This window comes from Kitasatospora sp. NPDC056181 (genome assembly GCF_042266225.1).
Taxonomy (GTDB): Bacteria; Actinomycetota; Actinomycetes; order Streptomycetales; family Streptomycetaceae; genus Kitasatospora.
The window spans coordinates 1-5,928 of record NZ_JBHJUK010000119.1 but is presented as its reverse complement, the minus strand read 5'-3'; the positions used below and the strand labels follow the sequence as shown (position 1 = coordinate 5,928).

Genomic DNA, 5,928 nt, shown 5'->3' with positions numbered 1-5,928 from the left:
CGGGCGGGGGGGCCCCCGGGGGGGGGGGGGGGGGGGCCGGGGGGGGGGGGCGGGGGGGGGGGGGGGGGGGGGGGGCCCCCCCCGCCGCCCCCGCCCCCCCCGCGTCCGCCGCTACTTCTTGCGGGCCTCCGGGTGGCGGCTGCACCAGCCCTCCCACGCCGAGGCCACCATCTCCTCGACGCCGTGACGGGCGGTCCAGCCCAGCTCCTGGCGGATCAGCTCGGCGGAGGCCACCACCCGGGCGGGGTCGCCGGCGCGGCGCGGGGTGACCTCGCCGGTGGCGTCGTAGCCGGTCACCTTGCCGATCACGTCCAGCATCTCCTTGACGCTGACGCCCTCGCCGCGGCCGATGTTGAGGATCAGCGCCGTCTCGCCGGCCGGGTCGGCCGCCAGACGCTTGGCGGCCGCCACGTGGGCCGAGGCGATGTCGGAGACGTGGATGAAGTCGCGCACGCAGGTGCCGTCGGGGGTCGGGTAGTCGGCGCCGAAGATCCGCGGGGCCTGACCGGCGGTGAGCCGCTCGAAGACCATCGGGATCAGGTTGAACACGCCCGCGTCCGACAGCTCCGGCGAGGCCGCGCCGGCCACGTTGAAGTAGCGCAGCGAGACGGTGGAGATGCCGTGGGCCTTGCCGACGGCCGAGACCAGCCACTCGCCGGCCAGCTTGGTCTCGCCGTACGGGCTCATCGGCGCGCACGGGGTGGACTCGGTGACCAGGTCGACGTCCGGCATGCCGTAGACGGCGGCGGAGGAGGAGAACAGGAAGCGCTTCACGCCGCCCTCGGCGGCCGCCTCCAGCACGGTCTGCAGACCGATCATGTTCTCGCGGTAGTAGAAGAAGGGCTGCTCGACCGACTCGCCGACCTGCTTCTTCGCCGCGAAGTGCAGGATGCCCTCGACGGCGTGCTCGCGGATCGCCTCGTCCAGGACGGCCCGGTCCAGCGTGGACCCCTCGATCAGGGCCACCCCCTGCGGCAGCCGGGTGCGGTCGCCGGTGCTGAAGTCGTCCAGGACGGCCACCCGCTCGCCCGCGTCGAGGAGCTGCTGCACCACGTGCCCGCCGATGTATCCGGCACCGCCGGTGATCAACCAAGTCATGGCCCGCATCCTAGGCGGTCCGGCTTTCCGGCCGGTGCCGGGCGAGTCGGCGGGGGTCCGACGCCTCTCCCCGGCCGGTCAGGCTTTCCGGCAGGGGCGGGCGAGTCGGCGCGATGATTCGGACATAACGGTGAAATGCTGACAAAGATCTCTGTCCGGTGAGGGAATCGGAGGCAGCCAGGTGAACCGCAAGAAGGAGCACACCCGCCCGCTCCCGGCCGGACCCCGCCCCACCGGCCCCAAGGCGTTCGGCGGCCGGCCGGTCGTGCCCGGGGCGCTCGCCGCCGTGGCCGCGCTGGTGGTGGTGGCCGGTTGCAGCAGCGGCTCCTCCTCCCCGGCGTCCGCGACCTCGTCGTCCGCTTCCGCGTCCGCCCAGCCGGCCGGCGGCATCCAGCTCCAGGACTCGTACCAGAAGGTGATCGCCGACGTGCTGCCCTCGGTGGTGCAGATCACCACCGCCAGCGGGCTCGGCTCGGGGATCGTCTACGACAACAAGGGCGACATCGTCACCAACGCCCACGTGGTCGGCACCGCCACCACCTTCGCCGTCACGCTGGCCAACAGCACCAAGCCGTTGGACGCGACCCTGGTCGCCAGCTACCCGGACTCCGACCTCGCGGTGATCAGACTGACCAGCCCGCCGGGCGGCCTGAAACCGGCCGTCTTCGGGGACTCCGGCAAGGTCCGGCTGGGCCAGATCACGCTGGCCATGGGCAGTCCGCTCGGGCTCACCGGCAGCGTCACCGACGGCATCGTCTCGGCCACCGGCCGGACCGTCTCCGAGCCCAACAGCGCCGGCTCGCCGGGCGCCACCATCGGCAACATGGTGCAGACCTCGGCCGCGATCAACCCCGGCAACAGCGGCGGCGCGCTGGTCAACCTGAACAGTCAGGTGATCGGCATCAACACGCTCGCCGCCACCGAGCCCGAGACCAACGGTGCGGCCGCGCCCGGCATCGGCTTCGCCATCCCGGCGTCCACCGTCACCGGCATCGCGGACCAGCTGATCAAGGACGGGAAGGTCACCAACTCCGGCCGGGCCGCGCTCGGCATCACCGCCCGGACCTACTTCGACCAGGACTTCCGCCCGGCGGGCGCGGTGGTGGTGGCGGTCTCCGCGGGCGGCCCGGCGGACTCGGCGGGGATCCAGGTCGGCGACGTGATCACCAAGGTCGGCGACACCCCGATCGAGGACCTGAACTCGCTCACCACCGCGCTGGCCTCGCTCACCCCGGGCACCAGGACGACCGTCACCTACACCCGGGACGGCCAGAGCAGGACCGCCGAGGTCACCCTCGGCACCCTGCAAACCCCCTAGACCACCGGCGCCGGCCGCCCGCACACCGCGCAAGGGTTCGCGGGCGGCCGGCGTACGGGGCGCGGCCGGGACCTCGTCAACTGCCTCGACGAAGTCCCGGCCGGTTGCCGTTGCGGGGGTGCTGCCGGCTGCCGCCGGCCGCGGCAGGGCGCCTCCGGCGGGCCGGAGCCGTCGGCCGGGCGGGTGCCGGGTGGTCAGCGGCGGGCGACGCGGGTGCGCCAGGGGAGCTCGATGGTGACGGTCGTCGGGCCGCCGTGCGGGCTCTCCACCAGGAAGACCCCGTCCACCGCCCGGATCCGCTCGGCCAGCCCGCCCAGGCCGCTGCCCGGGTAGGGGGCCGCGCCGCCCTTGCCGTCGTCCTTGACCAGCACCATCAGCTGGTCGCCGGCGCGCCAGACGTCCACCGTCGCGGAGGTGGCGCCGGAGTGCTTGGAGACGTTGGTGAGCAGCTCGCTCACGGTGAAGTAGGCGATGCCCTCGACCGCCGAGTCGGGGCGCTCCACCGTGCCGTCCGCGGCCTTCAGTGCGACGTTCACCTTGACCCCGCCCGGCACGGTGCAGCGGGCGGCCACCGCGGAGAGCGCCGCGTCCAGACCGCGGTCGGTGAGCACCGCCGGGTGGATGCCGCGGGCCAGGTCGCGCAGCTCCTGGAGGGCGAGCTTCACCTCGCCGTGCGCGTTGTCGACCATCCTGGCGGCGGCGGCCACGTCGTCCGGCGTCTCGGTCTCCCGCAGCCGCTCCTTGGCCAGGCCGAGGTCCATCGCCAGCGCCACCAGCCGGGCCTGGGCACCGTCGTGCAGGTCGCGCTCGATCCGGCGCAGGTCGGCGGCGGCGGTGTCGACCACCGTGCCGCGGTCCTCCTCCAGCTCGCGCACCCGCTCGGACAGCGCGCCGGGGGAGAGCAGGGTCTCCACCAGCATCCGGTCGACCGCGGACTCGGCGCGCACCACCCAGGGCAGCGCCGGCCAGCCGATGATCACGCAGATCAGGGTCACGGCGAAGCTCAGCAGGCCCCAGGGCATCAGCAGCACGTAGTAGAGGACCGAACGCCAGCTCAGTGCGTCCGTGAGGTGGGCGATCGCGTAGCCGGTGATCCCCGGGCGGGGCCGGCGCACCGGCTCCGGGTCGCGCAGTTCGGAGCCGTGCACCGACCGGGCCCGGCGGCGGGCGAAGCCGCCCATGGCGCGGGTGCCGGCCAGCCCGGCGGCCAGCAGCGGCAGGCCGATCACGGTCACGGAGAGCGCGAGGCCGACGGAGAGCGTCACGACGGTGAAGACGAACCCCGCGATGCCCAGCGGCAGGTTGAGCATCAGCTGCCCCGCCTGCCGCCACATCCGCGCGCCGTACAGCGGGGCGCGCTCCATCCGGGCGTCCTGCTCCTTGAGGGCGTCCGCGGCGCGGCGGTGCAGTGGTTTCATCCGGATCTACCGTCCCTGTCGGTCGAGCTGATGATCCAAGCTTCCCCGGTGAGGGGCCGCCGGGGCCATGGGGGTGATACGTCTCCCCGGGCGGGGGTTATCCCCACCCCCGCCGTCACGCCCCTGCCCCCGCGCCGGGGCGTGACGGCGGGGGGCGGCCGGGGCGCCCCGGTGTCCGCGGGTTGTCCACCGGTCGTCTTGCGGATCGGGCGGGGTGCGGCGCTCCACGGCCGTGCACTTAGACTCACGCATTGGCGATGGTTATGACCGTGTAAAGAAACGTCGTAGAACTGGCTTAGTGGGGTGGTTCTCACGGCCGATGTGGAGGCGAGTGGCATGGAGGGGCAGCAGGCGGCTGCCGTCGCTGCCGACCCGGCGGTCGGCAGCGGCTACTTCGACGCGTACGCCGCGATGGGCCTGCTCGCCGTCGTCGGCGTGCTCTTCGTCGCCGTGGCGTTCACCGCCAACCGGCTGCTGCGGCCGGTGGTGTACTCGCCGGAGAAACTCCTCGCCTACGAGTGCGGCGTGGACCCGGTGGGCGAGGACTGGGCGCACACCCAGATCCGCTACTACGTCTACGCCTTCCTGTACGTGATCTTCGCGGTCGACGCGATCTACCTGTTCCCGTGGGCGACCGTGTTCGCCTCCGCCGGGTACGGCGCCGGAACGCTGGTCGAGATGTTCGTCTTCATCGGCTTCCTCGCGGTCGGACTGCTCTACGCCTGGAAGAAGGGCGTTCTGGAATGGACGTGACGCACAACCACGCGCACGCGCACGGTGCCTCCGGCGGTCCGGTCCCGCTCGGCCTGCCGGACCCGGCGCAGCCCGGAGCCGGAGCCGTCGAGCGGCGCGGCATCGGCCCGCTGGCCCGGCTCGCGCCGGACCCGGTCAAGGTGGTCCTCAACTGGGGCCGCCGCTACAGCCTCTGGTGCTTCAACTTCGGCCTGGCCTGCTGTGCGATCGAGTTCATCGCCGCGTCCATGGCCAAGCACGACTTCATCCGGATGGGTGTCATCCCGTTCGCGCCGGGCCCCCGCCAGGCCGATCTGATGATCGTTTCGGGGACGGTGACCGACAAGATGGCGCCCGCCGTGAAGCGCCTCTACGAGCAGATGCCCGAGCCGAAGTACGTCATCTCCTTCGGCGCCTGCTCCAACTCCGGCGGCCCGTACTGGGACTCCTACTCGGTCACCAAGGGCGTCGACCAGATCATCCCGGTCGACGTCTACGTGCCCGGCTGCCCGCCGCGGCCCGAGGCGCTGCTCCAGGGCATCCTCAAGCTCCAGGAGAAGATCGCCGCCGAGTCGCTCCCGGGCCGGTACGCCGCGCCCGCGTCCGCGCTGCGCCGCCCGCTGGTGGCCGGTCCCGCTGTCGAGGGAGGGGCCTCGTGACCACGGCCGAGCAGTATGCGGCGTCGGTCGGCGAGTGGGCCACCGGCGCCGAGGCGTACGGGCTGGTCACCGTCGACGTGCCCGCCGAGCACTGGATCGAGGCGCTGACCGCGGCCCGGGACGTGCTCGGCCTCTCCTTCTTCGACTGGCTGAGCGCCGTCGACGAGCTGGCCGAGGGCTTCTCGGTGGCCGCCCACCTGGCCTCCGCCGACGCCCCGGGCGTGCGCCACCTGGTGGTGCGCACCCGCGTGCCGCGGGACAGCGCCGCGCTGCCGACCGCCGTCGCCGTGTACGCCGGCGCCGCGTGGCACGAGCGCGAGACGCACGAGATGTTCGGCATCGACTTCCCCGGGCACCCCTACCTGGCCACCCTGCTGCTGCCGGACGGCTTTGAGGGCCACCCGCTGCGCAAGGAGTTCGTGCTCGCCGCCCGGGTCGCCAAGGCCTGGCCGGGTGCCAAGGAGCCGGGCGAGTCCGACCACGGCGACGGGCCGGCGCGGCGCAAGATGCAGCCGGCCGGTGTGCCGGACCCGAACGAGTGGGGGCCGCTCAAGGGCACCCTGCCACCGGTCGCCGAGCGGCCCGCGCGCGGTGCGCGGGCGGCGGGCGCGGCGCGGACGCCCCGGGCGGCCGCGGGTGCCGGCGCTGCGGCCGGGGCTGCGGCCGAGGGCGGGCCCGCGGTGCGGGCGGACCGGCCGCGGCG

6 protein-coding genes are annotated in these 5,928 nt (G+C 73.8%); 4 read left to right on the top strand and 2 right to left on the bottom strand.

All coding sequences use genetic code 11. The features are described 5' to 3' along the window. Positions 1–111: 111 nt before the first annotated feature. Positions 112–1,098: a UDP-glucose 4-epimerase GalE gene (galE, locus tag ACFC1F_RS32755; protein ID WP_376163805.1), complete on the bottom strand. Its 987-nt coding sequence runs from the start codon at positions 1,096–1,098 to the stop codon at positions 112–114. A 265-nt stretch (positions 1,099–1,363) separates the two neighbouring features. Between galE and ACFC1F_RS32750 the strand changes: the two genes are divergently transcribed. Then, positions 1,364–2,416 carry a S1C family serine protease gene (locus tag ACFC1F_RS32750; protein WP_376163843.1) on the top strand — a complete coding sequence of 351 codons (1,053 nt, stop codon included), beginning with the start codon at positions 1,364–1,366 and terminating at the stop codon, positions 2,414–2,416. A gap of 194 nt (positions 2,417–2,610) precedes the next feature. On the opposite strand, the gene ACFC1F_RS32745 is transcribed toward ACFC1F_RS32750, so the two are convergent. Beyond that, positions 2,611–3,780: a sensor histidine kinase gene (locus ACFC1F_RS32745; RefSeq protein ID WP_209417499.1), complete on the bottom strand. Its 1,170-nt coding sequence runs from the start codon at positions 3,778–3,780 to the stop codon at positions 2,611–2,613. A 390-nt stretch (positions 3,781–4,170) separates the two neighbouring features. Here ACFC1F_RS32745 and ACFC1F_RS32740 point away from each other — a divergent pair, with 390 nt between their 5' ends. The 3 genes from ACFC1F_RS32740 to ACFC1F_RS32730 all read left to right on the top strand — a co-directional run. Beyond that, a complete protein-coding gene (locus ACFC1F_RS32740) occupies positions 4,171–4,587 on the top strand; it encodes an NADH-quinone oxidoreductase subunit A (protein ID WP_209417494.1) in 417 nt (138 codons plus the stop codon). After that, positions 4,578–5,225 carry an NADH-quinone oxidoreductase subunit B gene (locus ACFC1F_RS32735; protein ID WP_209417495.1) on the top strand — a complete coding sequence of 216 codons (648 nt, stop codon included), beginning with the start codon at positions 4,578–4,580 and terminating at the stop codon, positions 5,223–5,225. Before ACFC1F_RS32740 ends, ACFC1F_RS32735 begins: the two co-directional genes overlap by 10 nt. Continuing rightward, the coding region (locus ACFC1F_RS32730) for an NADH-quinone oxidoreductase subunit C (RefSeq protein WP_376163803.1) at positions 5,222–5,928 on the top strand (707 nt) is incomplete at its 3' end. The genes ACFC1F_RS32735 and ACFC1F_RS32730, both read left to right, overlap by 4 nt.